This is a genomic window from Aquabacter sp. (genome assembly GCF_965279295.1).
Lineage (GTDB): Bacteria > Pseudomonadota > Alphaproteobacteria > Rhizobiales > Xanthobacteraceae > Aquabacter.
The window spans coordinates 12,305-28,595 of sequence record NZ_CBDIHQ010000012.1; the positions used below are offsets into that span (position 1 = coordinate 12,305).

At 63.5% G+C, this 16,291-nt stretch carries 17 protein-coding genes; 6 read left to right on the forward strand and 11 right to left on the reverse strand.

Annotation, left to right across the window (positions count from 1 at the left end; genetic code table 11):
• Window positions 1-2 precede the first annotated feature (2 nt).
• The gene (locus tag ADADO0_RS05555) at window positions 3-2,417 is read right to left on the reverse strand and encodes a glycogen/starch/alpha-glucan phosphorylase (protein WP_511304402.1); all 2,415 of its coding nucleotides are present in this window, start codon (window positions 2,415-2,417) and stop codon (window positions 3-5) included.
• Window positions 2,418-2,830: 413 nt separating this feature from the next.
• Between ADADO0_RS05555 and ADADO0_RS05560 the strand changes: the two genes are divergently transcribed.
• Window positions 2,831-3,553 (forward strand): L,D-transpeptidase family protein, encoded by a 723-nt coding sequence (locus ADADO0_RS05560; protein ID WP_511304112.1) that lies wholly within the window; start codon window positions 2,831-2,833, stop codon window positions 3,551-3,553.
• Between the two features lie 16 nt (window positions 3,554-3,569).
• Window positions 3,570-4,058 (forward strand): hypothetical protein, encoded by a 489-nt coding sequence (locus ADADO0_RS05565; RefSeq protein ID WP_511304113.1) that lies wholly within the window; start codon window positions 3,570-3,572, stop codon window positions 4,056-4,058.
• Between the two features lie 12 nt (window positions 4,059-4,070).
• Here ADADO0_RS05565 and ADADO0_RS05570 read toward each other — a convergent pair whose 3' ends face one another.
• The 6 genes from ADADO0_RS05570 to ADADO0_RS05595 form a co-directional block, all read right to left on the reverse strand.
• Entirely contained in the window at window positions 4,071-4,250 is a 180-nt protein-coding gene (locus ADADO0_RS05570; protein WP_131833504.1) for a hypothetical protein, read from the reverse strand.
• Between the two features lie 103 nt (window positions 4,251-4,353).
• Window positions 4,354-4,674 carry an aldehyde dehydrogenase family protein gene (locus tag ADADO0_RS05575; protein ID WP_511304114.1) on the reverse strand — a complete coding sequence of 107 codons (321 nt, stop codon included), beginning with the start codon at window positions 4,672-4,674 and terminating at the stop codon, window positions 4,354-4,356.
• A 15-nt stretch (window positions 4,675-4,689) separates the two neighbouring features.
• Complete coding sequence (locus tag ADADO0_RS05580; RefSeq protein WP_511304115.1) at window positions 4,690-6,399, reverse strand: thiamine pyrophosphate-requiring protein; 1,710 nt, start codon at window positions 6,397-6,399, stop codon at window positions 4,690-4,692.
• Window positions 6,400-6,470: 71 nt separating this feature from the next.
• Window positions 6,471-7,436: a Bug family tripartite tricarboxylate transporter substrate binding protein gene (locus ADADO0_RS05585; RefSeq protein WP_511304116.1), complete on the reverse strand. Its 966-nt coding sequence runs from the start codon at window positions 7,434-7,436 to the stop codon at window positions 6,471-6,473.
• Window positions 7,437-7,573: 137 nt separating this feature from the next.
• Complete coding sequence (locus ADADO0_RS05590; protein ID WP_511304117.1) at window positions 7,574-8,437, reverse strand: isocitrate lyase/PEP mutase family protein; 864 nt, start codon at window positions 8,435-8,437, stop codon at window positions 7,574-7,576.
• A gap of 78 nt (window positions 8,438-8,515) precedes the next feature.
• On the reverse strand, window positions 8,516-8,971 hold the full coding sequence (locus ADADO0_RS05595) for a carboxymuconolactone decarboxylase family protein (protein WP_511304118.1): 456 nt from the start codon (window positions 8,969-8,971) through the stop codon (window positions 8,516-8,518).
• Between the two features lie 187 nt (window positions 8,972-9,158).
• On the opposite strand from ADADO0_RS05595, the gene ADADO0_RS05600 reads away from it, so the two are divergent.
• Entirely contained in the window at window positions 9,159-9,863 is a 705-nt protein-coding gene (locus ADADO0_RS05600) for a GntR family transcriptional regulator (protein ID WP_511304119.1), read from the forward strand.
• A gap of 21 nt (window positions 9,864-9,884) precedes the next feature.
• Here ADADO0_RS05600 and ADADO0_RS05605 read toward each other — a convergent pair whose 3' ends face one another.
• A complete protein-coding gene (locus ADADO0_RS05605) occupies window positions 9,885-10,883 on the reverse strand; it encodes a Dyp-type peroxidase (protein ID WP_511304120.1) in 999 nt (332 codons plus the stop codon).
• A gap of 121 nt (window positions 10,884-11,004) precedes the next feature.
• Complete coding sequence (locus ADADO0_RS05610; protein WP_511304121.1) at window positions 11,005-12,054, reverse strand: DUF4917 family protein; 1,050 nt, start codon at window positions 12,052-12,054, stop codon at window positions 11,005-11,007.
• Between the two features lie 177 nt (window positions 12,055-12,231).
• Between ADADO0_RS05610 and ADADO0_RS05615 the strand changes: the two genes are divergently transcribed.
• Genes ADADO0_RS05615 through ADADO0_RS05625 form a run of 3 tightly spaced genes read left to right on the forward strand, consistent with a single transcriptional unit; the run spans window position 12,232 to window position 14,166 of the window.
• Window positions 12,232-12,534, forward strand: coding sequence for a hypothetical protein (locus tag ADADO0_RS05615; RefSeq protein ID WP_511304122.1), 303 nt, complete (start codon window positions 12,232-12,234; stop codon window positions 12,532-12,534).
• On the forward strand, window positions 12,531-13,661 hold the full coding sequence (locus ADADO0_RS05620; RefSeq protein WP_511304123.1) for a helix-turn-helix domain-containing protein: 1,131 nt from the start codon (window positions 12,531-12,533) through the stop codon (window positions 13,659-13,661). Before ADADO0_RS05615 ends, ADADO0_RS05620 begins: the two co-directional genes overlap by 4 nt.
• A 16-nt stretch (window positions 13,662-13,677) precedes the next feature.
• Complete coding sequence (locus ADADO0_RS05625) at window positions 13,678-14,166, forward strand: hypothetical protein (RefSeq protein WP_511304124.1); 489 nt, start codon at window positions 13,678-13,680, stop codon at window positions 14,164-14,166.
• A gap of 60 nt (window positions 14,167-14,226) precedes the next feature.
• Here the strand turns inward: ADADO0_RS05625 and ADADO0_RS05630 are convergent, their stop codons facing one another.
• Window positions 14,227-14,988, reverse strand: coding sequence for an SDR family NAD(P)-dependent oxidoreductase (locus tag ADADO0_RS05630; protein ID WP_511304125.1), 762 nt, complete (start codon window positions 14,986-14,988; stop codon window positions 14,227-14,229).
• Between the two features lie 331 nt (window positions 14,989-15,319).
• Entirely contained in the window at window positions 15,320-16,291 is a 972-nt protein-coding gene (locus ADADO0_RS05635; RefSeq protein WP_511304126.1) for a substrate-binding domain-containing protein, read from the reverse strand.

Below are 16,291 nucleotides of genomic sequence, written 5' to 3' on the forward strand. Positions count from 1 at the left end.
GCTCAATCCCGCCGCTGCAGAGGCACGTCCCAGATCTCGGCGGCATATTCCGCGATCGCGCGGTCGGACGAGAAGAAGCCCATATGAGCCGTGTTGATGATGGCGGAACGCCACCAGGCCGGCCGGTCGCGCCAACGGGCATCGACCGCCCGCTGGGTGGCGTAATAGGCGTCGAAGTCAGCGGCCACCATGAAATAGTCGCTGTGGCGGATCGGGTTCACGAGATCCGAGAACCGCCCCGGCTCGCCGGGTGAGAACACGCCGGAGCCGACCGCGTCGAGCACCTCGTGGAGCATGGGCGAGGCGGCGATTTCATCGCTCATGTCGGTGCCTTTGGCGCGCCGCGCCACCACCTCGTCGGTGGTCAGCCCGAAGATGAAGATGTTGTCGTCGCCCACATGCTCCTTGATCTCCACATTGGCGCCGTCGAGCGTGCCGATGGTGAGGGATCCATTGAGCGCGAGCTTCATGTTGCCGGTGCCGGACGCTTCCATGCCGGCCGTGGAAATCTGCTCCGACAGATCGGCGGCGGGGATGATCGCCTCGGCAAGGCTCACATTGTAGTTGGGCAGGAAGGCCACCTTCAGCAGCCCGCGCACCGATGGGTCGCTATTGACCACCCGCGCCACGTCATTGGCTAGCTTGATGATCAGCTTGGCCTTGTGGTAGCTCGCCGCCGCCTTGCCGGCGAAGATCTTGACCCTGGGCACCCACGGTCCGCCGGGGTTGGCGCGGATTGCGTCGTAGAGCGCGACCACTTCGAGGATGTTCAGGAGCTGGCGCTTGTATTCGTGGATGCGCTTGATCTGCACATCGAACATCGCCTCGGGATCGACCACCACATTGAGCCGCTCGCGGATGATCTTGGCCAGCTCCACCTTCTTCGTCCGCCGGATCGTCCGGAACCGGTCGACGACACCGGCATCGCCGGCGAAGCGTTCGAACTCCAGCAGCGCCGAAGGGTCGTCCATCACCCGTTCGCCGCAGCATTCGACCAGCAGGCCGGTGAGGCCGGGATTGGCCTCGAACAGCCAGCGCCGGAAGGTGATGCCGTTGGTCTTGTTGACGATGCGGCCGGGATATAAGCGGTCGAGCTGGTTGAACAGGGTGCGCTTCACGAGATCGGAATGGAGCGCCGACACGCCGTTGATCTTGTGCGATCCCACGAACGCCAGATTGCCCATGCGCACGCGCCGGCCCTGGCTTTCATCGATCAGCGACAGGGAGGCGAGAACGCCGTTGTCCTCCTCGCCCTGGGCGCGCACCGCATCGAGATGCAGCGCGTTGATGAGATAGATGATCTGCATGTGCCGGGGCAGCACGCGCTCCATCAGCGGCACCGGCCAGCTTTCCAGCGCCTCAGGCAGCAGCGTGTGGTTGGTGTAGGAGAACACCGCCACCGTGATGTCCCAGGCCTTCTCCCAGCTGAAATTCTCCAGATCCACCAGGATGCGCATAAGCTCGGCGATGGCGATGGCGGGATGGGTGTCGTTGAGCTGGATCGCCACCTTCTCGGGCAGGCTCGTCAGGCTGCCGTTCTGCTGCTTGTGGCGGCGGATGATGTCGAACAGCGAGGCGGAGACGAAGAAATATTCCTGCCGCAGGCGCAGTTCGAGGCCGGCAGGGGTCTCGTCGCTCGGATAGAGAACCTTGGAGATCGCCTCCAGCCGCATGCGTGCGGCCAGCGCCCCCACATGGTCGCCCTGGTTGAAGGCGTCGAGCCGCAGCGCGTCGGGGGCGCGCGCCGACCATAGGCGGAGCGTGTTGACATGGCGCGCCCGCCAGCCGGTCACGGGGGTGTCGAAGGCGATGGCATCCACCGTCTCCTGCGGCTTCCAGACCTGCTTCACCGCGCCATTGTCGAGGTCGATGGTCTCGACCGATCCGCCGAAGCCGATGGCATAGTCCACCTCCGGCCGCTCGAATTCCCAGGGATTTCCCAGGGCCAGCCAGTTCTCGGGATATTCGTGCTGCCAGCCGTCCTTGATCACCTGGCGGAACAGCCCGTGGTCATAGCGGATGCCATAGCCATAGGCGGCGATTGAGAGCGTCGCCATGCTCTCCATGAAGCAGGCGGCGAGCCGGCCGAGGCCGCCATTGCCCAGCGCCGCGTCCGGCTCCACCTGGTAGAGTTCGTTGAGATCCACGTTGAGGTCGGCCAGAGCGGTGCGCACCGGCTCGGTGAGCCCGGTCTCGGTCAGCGCATCGGCGAGCAGCCGGCCGATGAGGAATTCGAGTGAGAGGTAATAGACCCGCTTGCGCTTGGCGGCGTAGCTGGCACGGGTCGAAACCATCCATCGCTCGACGATATGGTCCCGCACCGCCAACGTGGTGGCCAGGAACCAGTCCCGCTTGCTCGCGACTTCCGGATTCTTGCCGACGGAATAGGTGAGCTTGGCGAGAATCGCCGCGCGCATGGCGCCCCCGTCGGTCTCATGCGGCAGTGCGGGAAATGGCGGTAGCCCGCCCCTCTCCTCGTCTTCCCGGGGATTTTCTGACGGCTTGGGCGGGAAGCTGATGTCGGCCAAGCTGCGCATCCTTTGGAACAAAAAACCTTGCTAACGCCGAGCTTGGCACGGTCGTCGACCGGCAACAACAGCGATGCGAGGGGGATCGGCACGCCGTGCGGTCGCAGGGTGCCGCGACGTGCCGCAAGGCAGCATTAGCGGCGCATTGCAGCATTGCGATCGGCCGCGCAGGCCGGCGGATCGCGTGGCGCGGAGAAAGCGCGAGCTTGCCAGTTGCGCCATCTGCCGGCTATCTCAGCTCGGAAAGATGCTCAACGGGTGTATTATCGCGTTGGGCAGCAGGACACGGAAAGTCCAAAATCATGATCATGGACGATCGCAAGGCCGATGCCGGCAAGATGGACGAGAACGCTTTGGACGAGAACGCTTTGGGCGCGCATCGGGGGCGTCTCAGCCGCCGGTCGTTTCTGGCCGGCTCTGCCGTCAGCCTCGGCGCGCTGGCGCTGGCCGGCTGCTCGACCTCCGACTATATGAGCGTGGCCGAGGCGCAGAAGCTCTACGGGCCGGTGCCCACGGAGAAGTTCGCGATCCCGGCGGTCGATGTCAGCAAGGTCAATCCGAAATATTTTCGCGCGACCGTGCGTTACGAGACCAAGGAAGCGCCGGGCACGATCATCGTCGATCCCAGCAATTACTACGTCTACCGCATCGAGGAAGACGGCATGGCGACCCGCTACGGGGCCAATGTCGGCCGCCAGGGCTTCCTGTGGAACGGCGATGCCTATGTCGGGCGCAAGGGCGAATGGGCGGTCTGGACGCCGCCCAAGGAGATGATCAAGCGCCAGCCGGAGGCGGCCAAGTGGGCCGGCGGCATGCCCGGCGGCCTCGATAATCCGCTCGGCGCCCGCACGCTGTATCTCTACCAGAACGGCAGCTACACGCTCTACACGATCTATGCGACCAGCGACCCCGAGTCGATCGGCTCGGGCGTGACGAGCGGTTGTGTTGGCCTGCTCAGCCAGGACATGATGGACCTGTATTCGCGCACGCCGGTCAAGACGAAGGTGGTTGTCCTGCCGGCATAACGACAGGAGCAGGCTCTTGGGCAGGTTGGCGCGCGTCCTTCTGGTAACGGCGGCCGGTATGGCCTCATGTGCCGGATTGGCCGCGGCCGCCGACATGCCGTTGGGTTGCTTCGGCCGAACTTACGACGCGGCGCATCTGCAGAGCCATCAGGGCCAGCAGGTGCGGCGCCTCTGGCTCCGCATTGAGGCGTCCCGCTACGACGCCGGCAAGATCGACTTCGGCATGAATGTCTGGGTCCGGAACAAGCCGCAGGACTGGCGCGCCGGGGGCCGCTGCGAACCGGGCGACGCGGGATTGAAATGCCGGCCCGACACGGACGGAGCTTCCGAGCTTCTGGTCACCCTGGAGGGCGGCAACCTGCGCCTGGCGAACCCCGGCAGGCTGAAGATCTATGATGACGTCACCGGCCCGGACCTGAACGACATGCTCATCGGAGGTCCGGAGGACTCGGTCTTCCTTCTGCGGGCCATGCCGGACACCGCCTGCAAGGACAACCATCCGTAACCGCGCCGCTCTCTACCGGAGCTTGGCGATCCCGATGCCGTCGAGTTTGGCGCGGTCCTTGATGGATTCCTCGCTGCGGGTCATCGCCTTGGAGATCGCCCTCAGCGCCATGCCCTTCTTGGCGAGCAGCTTGAGCTTCTCGAGTTCCTCATAGGTCCAGGGTTGGCGGTGCCGTTCAAATCGCTCGGCCATGGTCTGCTCCTGCTCTTCCGGGACATGTCCCGCATTCGCGCCCTCTATAGAACGCGCGAACCGTTCCGGCATCGCAATTCGCGCACGACCAGACATCAGGCGATCACGGGCGGTGACCCATGACGGCCTTCACCTCCATATATTCCTCGAAGCCGAAGATGCCGTTGTGGCGGCCGTTGCCGGACTGATTGTCGCCGCCGAACGGCGCGTCGTTGAGGTTGGGCGCGCCGTTGACATAGACCCGGCCGGCCCGGATCTGGTTGGCGATCTCGCAGGCCCGGCCGTGTTCGCTATGGACGTAGCCGGCAAGCCCGTCGACGGAAGAGTTGGCGATCGAAATCGCCTCGTCCTCGCTGTCATAGGGAATGATCGACAGCACCGGCCCGAAAATCTCCTCGCGGGCGATCCCCATGTCGGTGGTCACGCGGGAAACGACGGCTCAGGCGCAGACGATGTTGAGCACCGCCTGCCGGCGCTCCTGGGTGACAGCATGCACCGCGCGTTTCAGCGCCGCCGGCAATTCGGCGGGGTCTTCCACCCGCTCGCCATAGCCGCCCGCCGCCGCGACCACGCTCTCGAACCGGGTGCCGGTCTCGAAATAGGTCATGGGCTCGGCGTTGCTTCTGGCGGCGTATCCGTTCGGGTACATGGCCCGCGTGCTGCCGCGCACCGCGTCCCACCGCTCATTGTTGAAGATGATGGTGAGGAACGGCAGATCTTCCGCGCGCGACACGTAATGGGCGGCGAGCGGCGTGCCGAACATGTAGGAGCCGTCGCCGACGACGCAGATCACCAACTGGTCCGGCTTGGTCATCTTGACGCCAAGCGCGACGCCCAGGCCCGACCCGAGCCCTGCCGCCCAATTGGGCGAGAAGTAGCAATCGGGGCGGGTGAAATCCATCTGGTTGAGAACCAGCGGCAGCTCCCGGACGATGATGCCGTCCTCGCCCTTGATCTGGTTGATGCAATAGGAGATCCAGGTCGGGCTCATGGGCTGCTGGGTGCGTGCCGCATCCGGCATGGCGCGCCATTGCGCCCGCTGCTTTTCCCGCTCTGCGACGATCCGCTCACGCCGCTCCGAGATGACCTGCGCGTGGGAGGTCGCATAGCTCTCCAGGGCCGTTTCAAGCAAGGCGAGCGTGGCGGGAACCCCCCCGGTCAAGGCGGCATCCGAACGGAAGCCGCGCAAGGGGTAGGTGGCGAAAATCGGGTCGACGCCGATATGTACGACTTTGCAATCCGCGCCCGGCTGTACCTTTCCGGGGACCCAAGGCACATCGCATTCGATCACCAGGATCGCGTCCGCCTCGCCGATGAAATCGTCCGGCGCATAGCCCCGGTGCATGGGGTGATCGGTCGAGATCGCCATGAAGCGGGGTTTGCGCTGTGTCAGGGGGATCGCGAACGTGTCCGTGAATCGCCCCAGTGCCTCGAATTCCTCGGCGGTCCGCCCGCCGTTGGTGGTGATGATGAGCGGGTTCTTCGCCTCCGCGATGATCCGCGCCGCTGTCTGGATGGCGTCCGGGTCGGGAGCGAAGGCGGTCGGGCAATAGCTTCCGGGGGCCTGCACCAACGGCTCGGCGGGGCTGCCCAGGACCTCGCGCGGCAGGCTCAGATAGACCGGCCCGCGCGGCTCGCTCATGGCGATGGTCATGGCGCGGTCGACGGATGCCTCAAGAATATCGGCGTGCGGAAGCTGGTAGTCCCACTTCACATATTCCCGCACCAGGGAGCCCTGGTCGCGCATGTCCTGCGACCAATGGTTTTCGCCGCTGCGCGCACCGCGCACCCGCCCGCTCTCGGTGAACGGCGTGCGCCCGGCGGTCATCAGCACCGGAATATTGCCGCGCGAGGCATTCATCAGGCCGCACAGCGCGTTCGCCGTTCCCACCGTGACGTGGACCATCACCGCCTGGGGCCGGCCCGAGCCGAGGTAATGGCCGATCGCCATGGCGATGGCGACATTCTCATGCGGAACCGTCACCGGCCTCGGCGTGTCGCTGCCGGTCACCTGCGCCTTGGCATAGGCCTCGATGATCGGCGCGAAGTCGGTTCCCGCATTGGCGAACAGGCAGTCGATGCCGCGATGCGCCAGCTGGCGGAGATAGACGTCGGCGACGGTGTCCGGCGGCGAAAGGTCTGGTTTCACGGTGTGTCCTTGTGCAGAGCAGGCGGCGCGCGCGGACAGCTCGGTTCGCGGCGAGATCTTCAGGAAGGGGCCTATTCAGCGATGATGCCGGCGGACTTGATGAGCTTCGCCCATTTGTCCATCTCGTTCTTCATATAGGCCCAGAACGCGTCGCCATTCCCCGGAAACGGCTCGATGCCTTGCAGCGCGAGTTGTGCCTGCACCTTGGGATCGGCCAATGCGACGTTCGAGGCGCTCTCCAGCTTGGCGACGATGGCCGCGGGCGTGCCGGGGGGCGCGACGATGCCGAACCAGATGCTCGCCTCGAAGCCGGGAACGCCGGCCTCCGACACCGTCGGCAGGTCTTCGAGCCCCTTGGGCCGCTCCCGCGTCGAGGAGGCCAATGCCACCAGCTTTCCGTCCTTGATGTAGGCCGCGACGGTCGAGCGCGCCGCGAACATCATGTCGATCCGGCCCATCATCAGGTCGGTCATCGCCTCGGAACTTCCCTTGTAGGGAACGTGGATCAGCTTCGCGCCGGTCTGGTTGGCGAGATACTGGCCGGAGAGATGCGAGATCGACCCAAGCCCGGACGAGCCAAAGAGCAGGCCGTCAGGCCGCGACTTGGCGAGCGCGATCAGGCTCTGGACATCCTTCACGCCGAGGGATGGCGGCACCACCAGGATATTGGGCACGGCGGCCCACAGCGCGATCGGCGTGAACTTCAGAATATCGACCGGGGTTCGCGCGCTCAGCGCGGGATTGACCGAATTGGAGTTGCCGGCGATGAACAGCGTGTAGCCATCCGGCGGCGCCTTGAAGACGATCCCAGCGGCGGTGTTGGTGCTGTCCCCCGGCCGGTTGTCGATAATCATCTGCTGGCCGAGGGCTTCGCCCATGCGGTTGGCGATGATGCGGGCGGCGACGTCGGTCGCGCCCCCCGCGGCAAATCCGGCGACGATCCGGATCGGATGATCGGGATATTCCGCGCTGGCTTGGGTTGCTGCCGAAGCGCACAAACCCAATGCAACAAGAAAGCTCGCAGCATATTGTCTCATTTGGCGCATCCTCTCGATATTATTTTTGCTTTTAATCTTGAATACAGCGGTTTCACTCTGAGCTTTATTCAGACGGCTCCGGCCGGGCGAGGCTCACGCCAATTTCGCGCAAACGCAGGCGGCGCTTGCGCGGATCATCAGCCGAGATCCATGGTCCGTTTCTCGATCTCCAGCAGGTGTTCGAGGCCGGAAACCTTGTGGGCAAGCTTCATTTCTTTGACCGCGCCGCCCTTGCCGAGGAACGGGTCGATCTCTTCTCTTGCGAGGTATTCGTAGGACTGGCGCACGGCCTTGTGCATGGCGGCGAACGCGGTGCCCGAGGACGCGGCAAGGCGGAAGCCGAGCCCGGCGAGATCGGCTTTGCTCAGCGGGAAATCCACGAAGCCGTCTTCGGGGGCGAAGATCATCAGCGGGCCTTCCAGCCGCTCGCCGATCATCCGCATCTCGTCGGGGTCGCGGGTGTGGATGAACAGCATGTCGGCGCCGGCCCTGCGATAGACTTCGCCCCGCCGGATCGCATCGTCGATGCCGTTGACGCGCTTGGAATTGGTGCGGCCGATGATCAGCATGTCGGGGTCGGTGCGCGCCGCCACGGCCTCCTTGATCTTCAGCGCCATCTGCTCGGGCGGGATGAGATATTCGACGCCGATGTGGTGGTGCACGCGGCGCGGCATCACCTGATCCTCGATCTCGATGGCGTCGAAGCCGGCCGCCTCCGAGAGGCGCACGGTGCGATGCATGTGGACCGGATCGCCCCAGCCGCCGCCGGCATCCAGGATGATCGGCAGGTCGCAGGCCGCGCGCATGTCCACCGCGACATCCGCCAGTTCCGGCAGCGTCAGGTTGGCCTCGGTGATGCATTTCACCCAGCCGAGCGAGCCGCCGCTCAGATAGACCGCCTTGAAGCCGGCCTCCTTGGCGAGCCGCGCCATGATCGGGTTGAGCGCCACCGGGGCGACAATGAGATCCGGGCCCTCGATGAGTGCCTTAAGCCTTGCCACGCGTCTTCTCCCTAGGATTGGCGGGCGGAGCGCCGCGCCGGCCTCCGCCGTTTTCTTGAAAATACCTGCGGTGAGCGATCAGGCGCCGTTTTTCGCGGCGGCGGCTTCCTTCTCGGCCACCTTGGCCAGGATATCGGCGCCGCGATTGGCCGCCGGCACGCCCCGGAAGATCGCGCACAAGGTGATCACCCGCTGCAATTCCTCCCAGGACGCCCCCGCCCGCCGGGCGGCGCTGGCGTGGAGATGGGCGGCATCGCTCAGCTCGGCCATCATCATGGCGAAGATCATGAGCTGGATGGTCTTCTCATCGAAGATGCCGGGCGTCATGGCGTGGTCGCGCAGCGTCTCCTGAAGCTGGAGCGCGACCGGGTCGAGCGCGCCGGTGATTTCCAGCCGGGCGTCCACCCGGGGCGGCACATGGCCGATCATCGCGCGATACGACGCGCGCCGGGCCTCGAGGCTGATCGTGTCGTCGTTATAGGCGCCGAATTGCGCGGCGATCCAGGCTTTGGGGGAGGTCTCGGGGCCAGCCATATCAGGTGGTTTCCTCAGCGTCATATATCGAGTTTCTTATCCTATTTCGACTTGTGATAGGATTATCGATATTTTGTCAACCGACCTGCGGCGGGCTCGACAAAGCCCGAACAATCGGTTCTATGACTGGGATTGCCGGCTCAAGGCGTCATCGGTGACGGCGTGGATCGCCTGGGGAGGGAGCTTCGTGAACTCGACCACCGACCCGGATGTCGCCGCCCCATCCACCCGGCTGGACCCAGGCTCCGGCTCGCTTTCGACCTCCATGGCGGACCAGCTTCGCCTCGCCATCGTGTCCGGCGAATTGCTGCCGGGGGCCCCGCTGCGGCTGAGCAATCTGAAGACCAGGTTCAACGTCAGCCTGAGCCCGCTGCGCGAGGCGCTGCTGAAGCTGGCGGGTGAGGGATATGTGGTCGCCGAGGACCAGCGCGGGTTTCGCGTGGCGCCGGTGTCAAAGCAGAATCTGGACGAGATCACCGTGCTGCGGCGGGCGCTGGAGCCGGAGGCGTTCAAGCGCTCCATGCTGCACGGCGGCACCCAGTGGGAGGACCAATTGGTGGTCGCCTTCCATCACCTCGCCAAGATCGAGCAGACCTCGCTCGATTCCGACCTGCGAGAATGGGAGACCGCCCACAGCGCGTTCCATCTCGCGCTGATTTCCGGCTGCGAGATGCCGGTGATGCTCCAGTTCTGCCGCACCCTGCTCAATCTCAGCGACCGCTATCGCCGGATCTTCCTGTTCAAAAACCTCCACGACAGGAACGTGCCCAGCGAGCACCGCGCGATCTATGAGCGGGCGCTCGAACGCGACATCGCGGGCGCCTGCGCGCTGTTGGAACAGCATATCGTGCGCACCGGAACCGCCCTCGCGCGCTACGTCAAAGGGCAGTAAGCCGGCCGCAAAGTCCGCCGGTCAGGCGGTCGTCAGCTTGTCCTGCGCCAGCTTGTCCTGCGCCGCCTGAACCAGGGCTTGCAGCATCGGGCGGGTGGGGGCGAAGAAGGTGATGCCGGTGAGCGGCGTCGAGACATCCAGCAGCCGGTCGTAGGCGCCGGGCGGGTCGCCGATATACATGCGCTCAAGCATCTTTTCGATCACCCAGAGATAGCGCGCATAGCCGATGAAATAGGTGCCGAATTCCTTCTGCCCCGGACGGCCGAACGGCATGTTGTCCCTCAGGATGTCGCACTCATTGCCATCGGCATCGAGGATGGTGGCCAGCGACTTGTGGGATTTGCGCGGCGCGTCGTCGTCGTCGATCTCGATATTGTCGATCTTGGTGCGGCCGATGATCTGCTCCTGCACCGGCGTCGGGATTTTCGCCCAGGCGCTCATGTCGTGGAGATATTTCTGCACCACCACATAGCTGCCGCCGGCAAATTCCGCGTCCTCATCGCCCACCAGGGATGCGGCGGGCAAATCGAGGCCGGTGGGGTTGGCCGTGCCGTCGACAAAGCCCAGCAGGTCGCGCGCATCGAAATAGCGAAAGCCCGAGACTTCATCCACCACGCTCACGCCGGGGCCGAGCGTGTCGAGCAGGATGCGCTCGAACTCGAAGCACACATCGGTGCGCTCGGAGCGGATATGGAACAGCAGATCGCCCGGCGTGGAAGGGGCCGCATGGACCGGCCCCTCGATCCGCGCGAACGTCTTCAATTCCTTCGGCCGCCCGTCGAGGCGCAGCCGATCCCACAGATCGCGGCCGATCCCGACGATGCAGGAAAGCTGGGCGGAGAGATCGCGGAACCCGACGGTCTTGACCAGATCATCCAGCCCATCCAGCGCCGCGCAGACCCGCTTCAGCGCGGCCGGCTCGTTCCCCACCGTGACCACGAGAAACACCGCCGCCCGCGACAGAGGCGCATCGATGCTCTGCGCGTCGATCGGAACCCTGTCCCAACTCTTCCCCGCCATCCCCATGCTCCCCGTGTTCGGGCGGATGACAGCCGCTGCCGCCATCCGGAATGCTCAAGCTGGAGCTATCCTAAAGGGGGGCGGGAAGGCAAGGCGGGGGTGGGAATGGAGGCTGATGTCGCTACCCCCAGACTCGCGCTGTAGAAGCATCATAAAAGGCGATTTCCAGCGGCCATCTTTCGATTCGCTTCGCGGAAAGCTCACCCGCACGGGCCTTGATCCGCTGATTGTCCTCTGACGCTGGGTCGCCATAGATGCCGACATAGAGCTTCCGGAAATTGCCGCGTGCCATGCGATACAGGATGTGGTCGTCGTTAGCCGCAAGCGAGTGTCCGAAGATGAAAAAGCAATGGGTGCCAATCTTCACATTCGCTGTGAACTGCTTGAAACCTTGGTAAAGGTAAGCGTTGTGGCGAATTTTCGCCTTCTTCTGAGCGCTCGTTCCTTCCGCCACAAACAATGGATAAGCGTTGCGATTGATCGCCGCCCGTGCCTGTTCAACCAATGGCACACCGTTCCGCACCCAAGTGTATTTTTTAAGTTCGGAACCGGAATCGAACAGGTGCAGAGCACCGTGAAGGAAGTGTACACGCGCATCATGCGCGCCGATTTCACCCTGCCATACAACATAATCCGCGTCGGGATCATCCTCATCATTTCCGAAGCCGTCATTCTTGGCGAGATTTATTGGGTCTCCTAACGGATCGTCGCCATGCATCAGCGTCCAATAAAGCAGCAGGTCGTAGTTAAGTGTAAAGACCTGACCTCCAGCGCCGAGGAAGTGAGCGAGGAAGGCGCGGCACGCCCAGAACTTTGCATCGTTGATCTCCGGCGGGACAGCGGGGTGGTTGCCTGCGATGGTTTGAATAAGAATTTCCTTCAGCGAAGCGGCATGGGCTTCCATTTTTGTGATCGCGCCGGCCCCATCGGGCACGTAGGCAGGCAGAATGAGAGCGGCGTTCTCAAGTGCGCGGATCGCCGCCTCAAAATCCTGGGTACGCAGCAGCTCAAAAACAGACTTCGCCTCCGGGCAGCCGCTGAAATCTGCCTGGGCGAATAGCGAGCCATAGTGGAAGATGTCTGCGCGGCAAGCGATACTGAAGCCATTACCTAAAAGTAGATGGCGCTTTGCGAAGCTTGCTGATTCGGTGATTGCGGCGTCGAAAGTCATTAATGGCATCTTGACGCTCTCCCATCATTTATCATTAGCGCGCTTCAATCTGTACCGCAGCACGCATGAGGTGCCAAGATACCATATCAAGCATGTATGCATACGCCCAAATATCAAACTTAACTACTTACGTTAAGTCTAGTTGACATGGCTTGGTTGTGCTCTATGTTGAAGGCAATGGACATTGAGTTCACAGATCCTCGCTTAGCCCTAATTGAGACAGAAGCTGCGGCAGAAACTCACTTGCCAGTCGCTGTCATCCAGGCGGCCCGCCAGCGCATTAGCATCATGCGAGCCGCGCCTGATGCGCGTACGTTGCACAACTGGAAGAGTCTCGGCCTGAAGCCAAGAAGCGAATTGGAAGAACACCTTGTAATGCTCTCGCCCCAATGGGCGATGGCAGTCAAAATCACAGAAAAGAACAGCATCATGACGGTGATCGTAACCGCAATAGAAGAGCAACTGCGCGGGGCGGCATGATGGGCAGTAGCGGTCAGGTGGCTATCGAGCCACCAGGTACATTCATAAAGATGGAATTAGAGGCGCGTGGTTGGTCCCAGCGCGATCTCGCCTTCATTCTTGGTCAGACAGAGCAGCAGCTTAATCCGCTTTTGTCGGGTAAGCGAGGTGTCACTCCTGATATGGCGCGTTTGCTTGGAGATGCGTTTGATACACCGCCAGAGTTCTTCCTCAATCTTCAGGGCCGTTATGACCTGCAGAATGCGAAAGTCCCCGATCCAGCCGTTAAGACTCGGGCCGAACTGCAGGCGCATTTTCCCGTAAGGGACATGATCCGGCGCGGTTGGATTCATGACGGTGAAGCATCCCTACTCCAACTTCAAATGTCTCGCTTCTTCGAAGCGGCCAACGTTGGTATAATGGCTGACGTCGCATTTGCTGCGAAGCGCACCCATTATGATGCTACGCCGCCGCAGCAACTCGCGTGGGTATTTCGAGTGCGCCAGCTTGCCAGGCAGATGAACGTTGAAACTTTTTCAACCGATAGACTTGGCGCTCTTCTACCTAAATTGCGCGGTTTGATGATCGATCCTGAAGCGGTCGCCTTAGTTCCAGGCCTCTTGGCAGGCTGTGGAGTCCGCCTTGTGATTGTCGAGGTTCTGCCAAATGCTAAAATAGATGGTGTCTGTACTTGGCTTGACGATGTCTCTCCGGTTATCGGGATGTCTACGTTGTACGACCGGCTCGATAATTTCTGGTTCGTACTACGGCATGAAGTGGAGCATGTACTTCAGGGTCATGGAAAGCAATCGATAGGGATTGTTGACTGCCTGACGGGTGAGGGCTCCAATGATGACAGTGGGGAGTTGGACGAGGAGAGGGTCGCCAATACGGCTGCCGCTGATTTCTGCGTTCCCTCAGCGAAGATGTCATCCTTCTACGCCCGTAAGCATCCCTACTTTTCGGAGCGCGACATTGTCGGATTTGCAGCGCTAATGGCTGTACACCCGGCGATCGTAGTGGGCCAACTCCAGAAGCGGATGAAACGCTACGATTTTCTGCGTAAATATCAGGTTCCAGTCCGGAGTCATCTCCTAGAAGAAGCCCTTGCCGATGGCTGGGGCAATGTGGCCGAAGTGCAGCTCTAAGTAATAGGATTTAGGCGTGGCAACCTTCAGCGAACAGATGCAAGCGATTTTCGATCGCTATACCGAAGAAGTAAGTGCGGACCCCGTATCGCTGGATGAGGTTGCGGCGTGGGCGATCGAGCGCGGACTTTATAGGCCTGCCCCGCGTGACATAGTAAAAATCTGTCGCGACGCTTTGGCGGACAGCTTGCGTCAGGAAAAGCGCGTTGATGAGAAGGGACGCAAGTATCGCGCCAAACATTCAATCCGAACTTGGATCGAAGGCCAGCAACTGAGCTTGTGGGCCGATATCGACACGGCGCCTCGCTCGTTTTTAGAGAAATCATTTGGGCAACGCCGAAAATCGATCGTAGATGACTGTTTTCAGATTAAACAGGACGTCGATCACTTCAATGATGAGCATCCGGATGAAGTGCCCATTCAGATGGTCATTGATTTCACCGATGACATTGCCGAGATGGAAGCAGTCGGGCGAGAGGGTACTAGAGACGAAGACGCCGCGTAGCAAATTGAGCCGTGCTATCGGAATCAGTCATTTAGTAATCCCCATTGTAAAATACCCCCCTCAAACCACCGTCATCCCCCCATCAATCACCACCGTCTGCCCCGTGATCGCCCCCGCTGACGGCCCCGCCAGAAAGGCGATGGCGGCGGCGATGTCTTCGGGGGTCGCGAGGCGGTTGAGGGGGACGCGGGCGAGCAGGGCGGCCATATAGGCGGGGTCGTTGGCGGTGCCGGCGCGGGAGGGGGAGGCGGTGTCCATCCGGCCGGGGGCGACGGCGTTGACTGTGATGCCGTGGGGCGCCCATTCGATGGCGAGCATGCGGGTCATCTGCAGCAGGCCGGCCTTGCTGATGCCATAGGCGCTCCGGTCCACCGCACCCACCAGAGCGTGGGTCGAGGACACGGTGACGATGCGCCCGGCGATCCCCTGCGCGATCATGTGTCGGCCGATCCGCTGGGTGAGAAAGAAGGTACCGGTCAGGTTGGCGCCGATCACTTGGTCCCAGTCCGCGCGCGTCACGTCGAGGGCGTTGCGCGCGAGATTGACGCCGGCATTGTTCACCAGCACGTCGATGCGGCCGAATGCGCTGAGGGCGGCGTCGGTCGCCGCGTCCAGGGAGGCTTGGGAGGCGAGGTCCAGATCGAGCGCCAGCACGCGCCGCCCGAGCGTCGCGACGTGCGCCAGGGTCTGCCCGAGGTTCGCCGCCCGCGTCGCGGTGAGGGCGAGATCGAAGCCGTCGCGCGCCAGCGTCAGGGCGCAGGCCGCCCCCACGCCATAGGAGGCACCGGTGATGAAGGCGACTTTGGCGGGGCTCTCGGACATGCGGCGGCCTTCGGAATTGTGTTGCGCGCGGGTGGGCGGTGGATTCAGGGGCGGGGCTGAACGCGTTGGGTTATTTCCAGTCCCCCGGAGGCGGGAGCTTTGCGACAGGGATCTTGCAAACGCCCGTGGTCCGTTCAGCGCGAAGGCGGGCGGTTTCCACCTCGCCCCGAGGGGGAGTGGTGCGTTATTCCCTCTCCCGCTTGCGGGGGAGGGTTAGGGAGGGGGCATTGGTGAGACATGGCTGGGGGCGGAGCGTCTTCTTAAGCGCCCGGCCCCCTCCCCAGCCCTCCCCCGCAAGCGGGAGAGGGGGCCCGTCCCCAAGCGCGCACCCTCAATCCAGGCAGCCGGCGGCGAAGAGGCGGGCCACGGGCGGCGCTGTGCGGGTCAGGCCCTGTTCGACGGCCCAGCGTGACGCCGCCTCAATCCCCGCGCGATTGGCGGGGACGCCGTAGCTCCAGGGGTTGGCCGCCATGACGCGGCCGCTGCGCGCCAGATCGTCCGGCAGCCAGGGCAGGCTGGCATAATAGGCGCCGGCATAGTGGAGCTGTTCGAGCGCGAGATCGCGGGCGCGGGTGAAGGCCTCGAGCAGGGCGGGCGCGAGCCAGGGGTGACGCTCCGCCAGAGACCGGCGCAGGCCGATCATGTGCATGATGGGAAAGAAGCCGGTGCGCAGGAAATACGCCTCCTCCACCGCGCGCGGATCGGCGAACAGCCGCGCGACGTCGGGTGCGCCGGCGGTGAAGCAGGCCGGCGGGCGCGAGGCGACCAGTGCGTCCAGCCTTCCCGCCGCCAGCAGCGCGGAGAGCGTTTCCCCCTCGGGGATGGGGGCGATGTCGAAGCCGGGGGCGTCCAAAGGGGTGCGCTCGCCGCCGCCCGGCGTGTCGAGCCCGCCGGTGCGCCAGCTGATGTCGCGCGCGGCGACGCCGTATTCGTCCGAGAGCAGCCCGCGCACCCAGAGCGCCGCCGTCATCTGATATTGCGGCACGCCGATGCGGCGGTGCGCCAGATCCTGCGGCCGGGCGATGCCGCGATCGGTGCGGATATAGATCGCGCCATGCCGGAACGCGCGCGAGACGAAGGCGGGGATGCCGACATAATGCGTCTCGCCCCGCGCCGCCGCCGTGAGGTGGGAGGCGAACGACATCTCCGTCACGTCGAAATCCTGCGTGCTGTAGACCCGCGCGAGCGCATCCTCGGGCGTGAGCGGCACGCATTTCAGGTCGCAGCCGGCCACACGCGCCCGCCCGTCGAACAGGGGCGCCACGCGGTCATAGGGCGCGCCGCCGAAGGTCAGCTCCAGCAT

Coding starts and splice junctions, on each gene's coding strand:
- ADADO0_RS05615 (WP_511304122.1), top strand. CDS start 12,232: ATGGACATTGAGTTCACAGATCCTCGCTTAGCCCTAATTGAGACAGAA.
- ADADO0_RS05585 (WP_511304116.1), bottom strand. CDS start 7,436: ATGAGACAATATGCTGCGAGCTTTCTTGTTGCATTGGGTTTGTGCGCT.
- ADADO0_RS05595 (WP_511304118.1), bottom strand. CDS start 8,971: ATGGCTGGCCCCGAGACCTCCCCCAAAGCCTGGATCGCCGCGCAATTC.
- ADADO0_RS05560 (WP_511304112.1), top strand. CDS start 2,831: ATGATCATGGACGATCGCAAGGCCGATGCCGGCAAGATGGACGAGAAC.
- ADADO0_RS05605 (WP_511304120.1), bottom strand. CDS start 10,883: ATGGCGGGGAAGAGTTGGGACAGGGTTCCGATCGACGCGCAGAGCATC.
- ADADO0_RS05610 (WP_511304121.1), bottom strand. CDS start 12,054: ATGACTTTCGACGCCGCAATCACCGAATCAGCAAGCTTCGCAAAGCGC.
- ADADO0_RS05620 (WP_511304123.1), top strand. CDS start 12,531: ATGATGGGCAGTAGCGGTCAGGTGGCTATCGAGCCACCAGGTACATTC.
- ADADO0_RS05555 (WP_511304402.1), bottom strand. CDS start 2,417: ATGCGCGCGGCGATTCTCGCCAAGCTCACCTATTCCGTCGGCAAGAAT.
- ADADO0_RS05570 (WP_131833504.1), bottom strand. CDS start 4,250: ATGGCCGAGCGATTTGAACGGCACCGCCAACCCTGGACCTATGAGGAA.
- ADADO0_RS05635 (WP_511304126.1), bottom strand. CDS start 16,291: ATGCTGGAGCTGACCTTCGGCGGCGCGCCCTATGACCGCGTGGCGCCC.
- ADADO0_RS05630 (WP_511304125.1), bottom strand. CDS start 14,988: ATGTCCGAGAGCCCCGCCAAAGTCGCCTTCATCACCGGTGCCTCCTAT.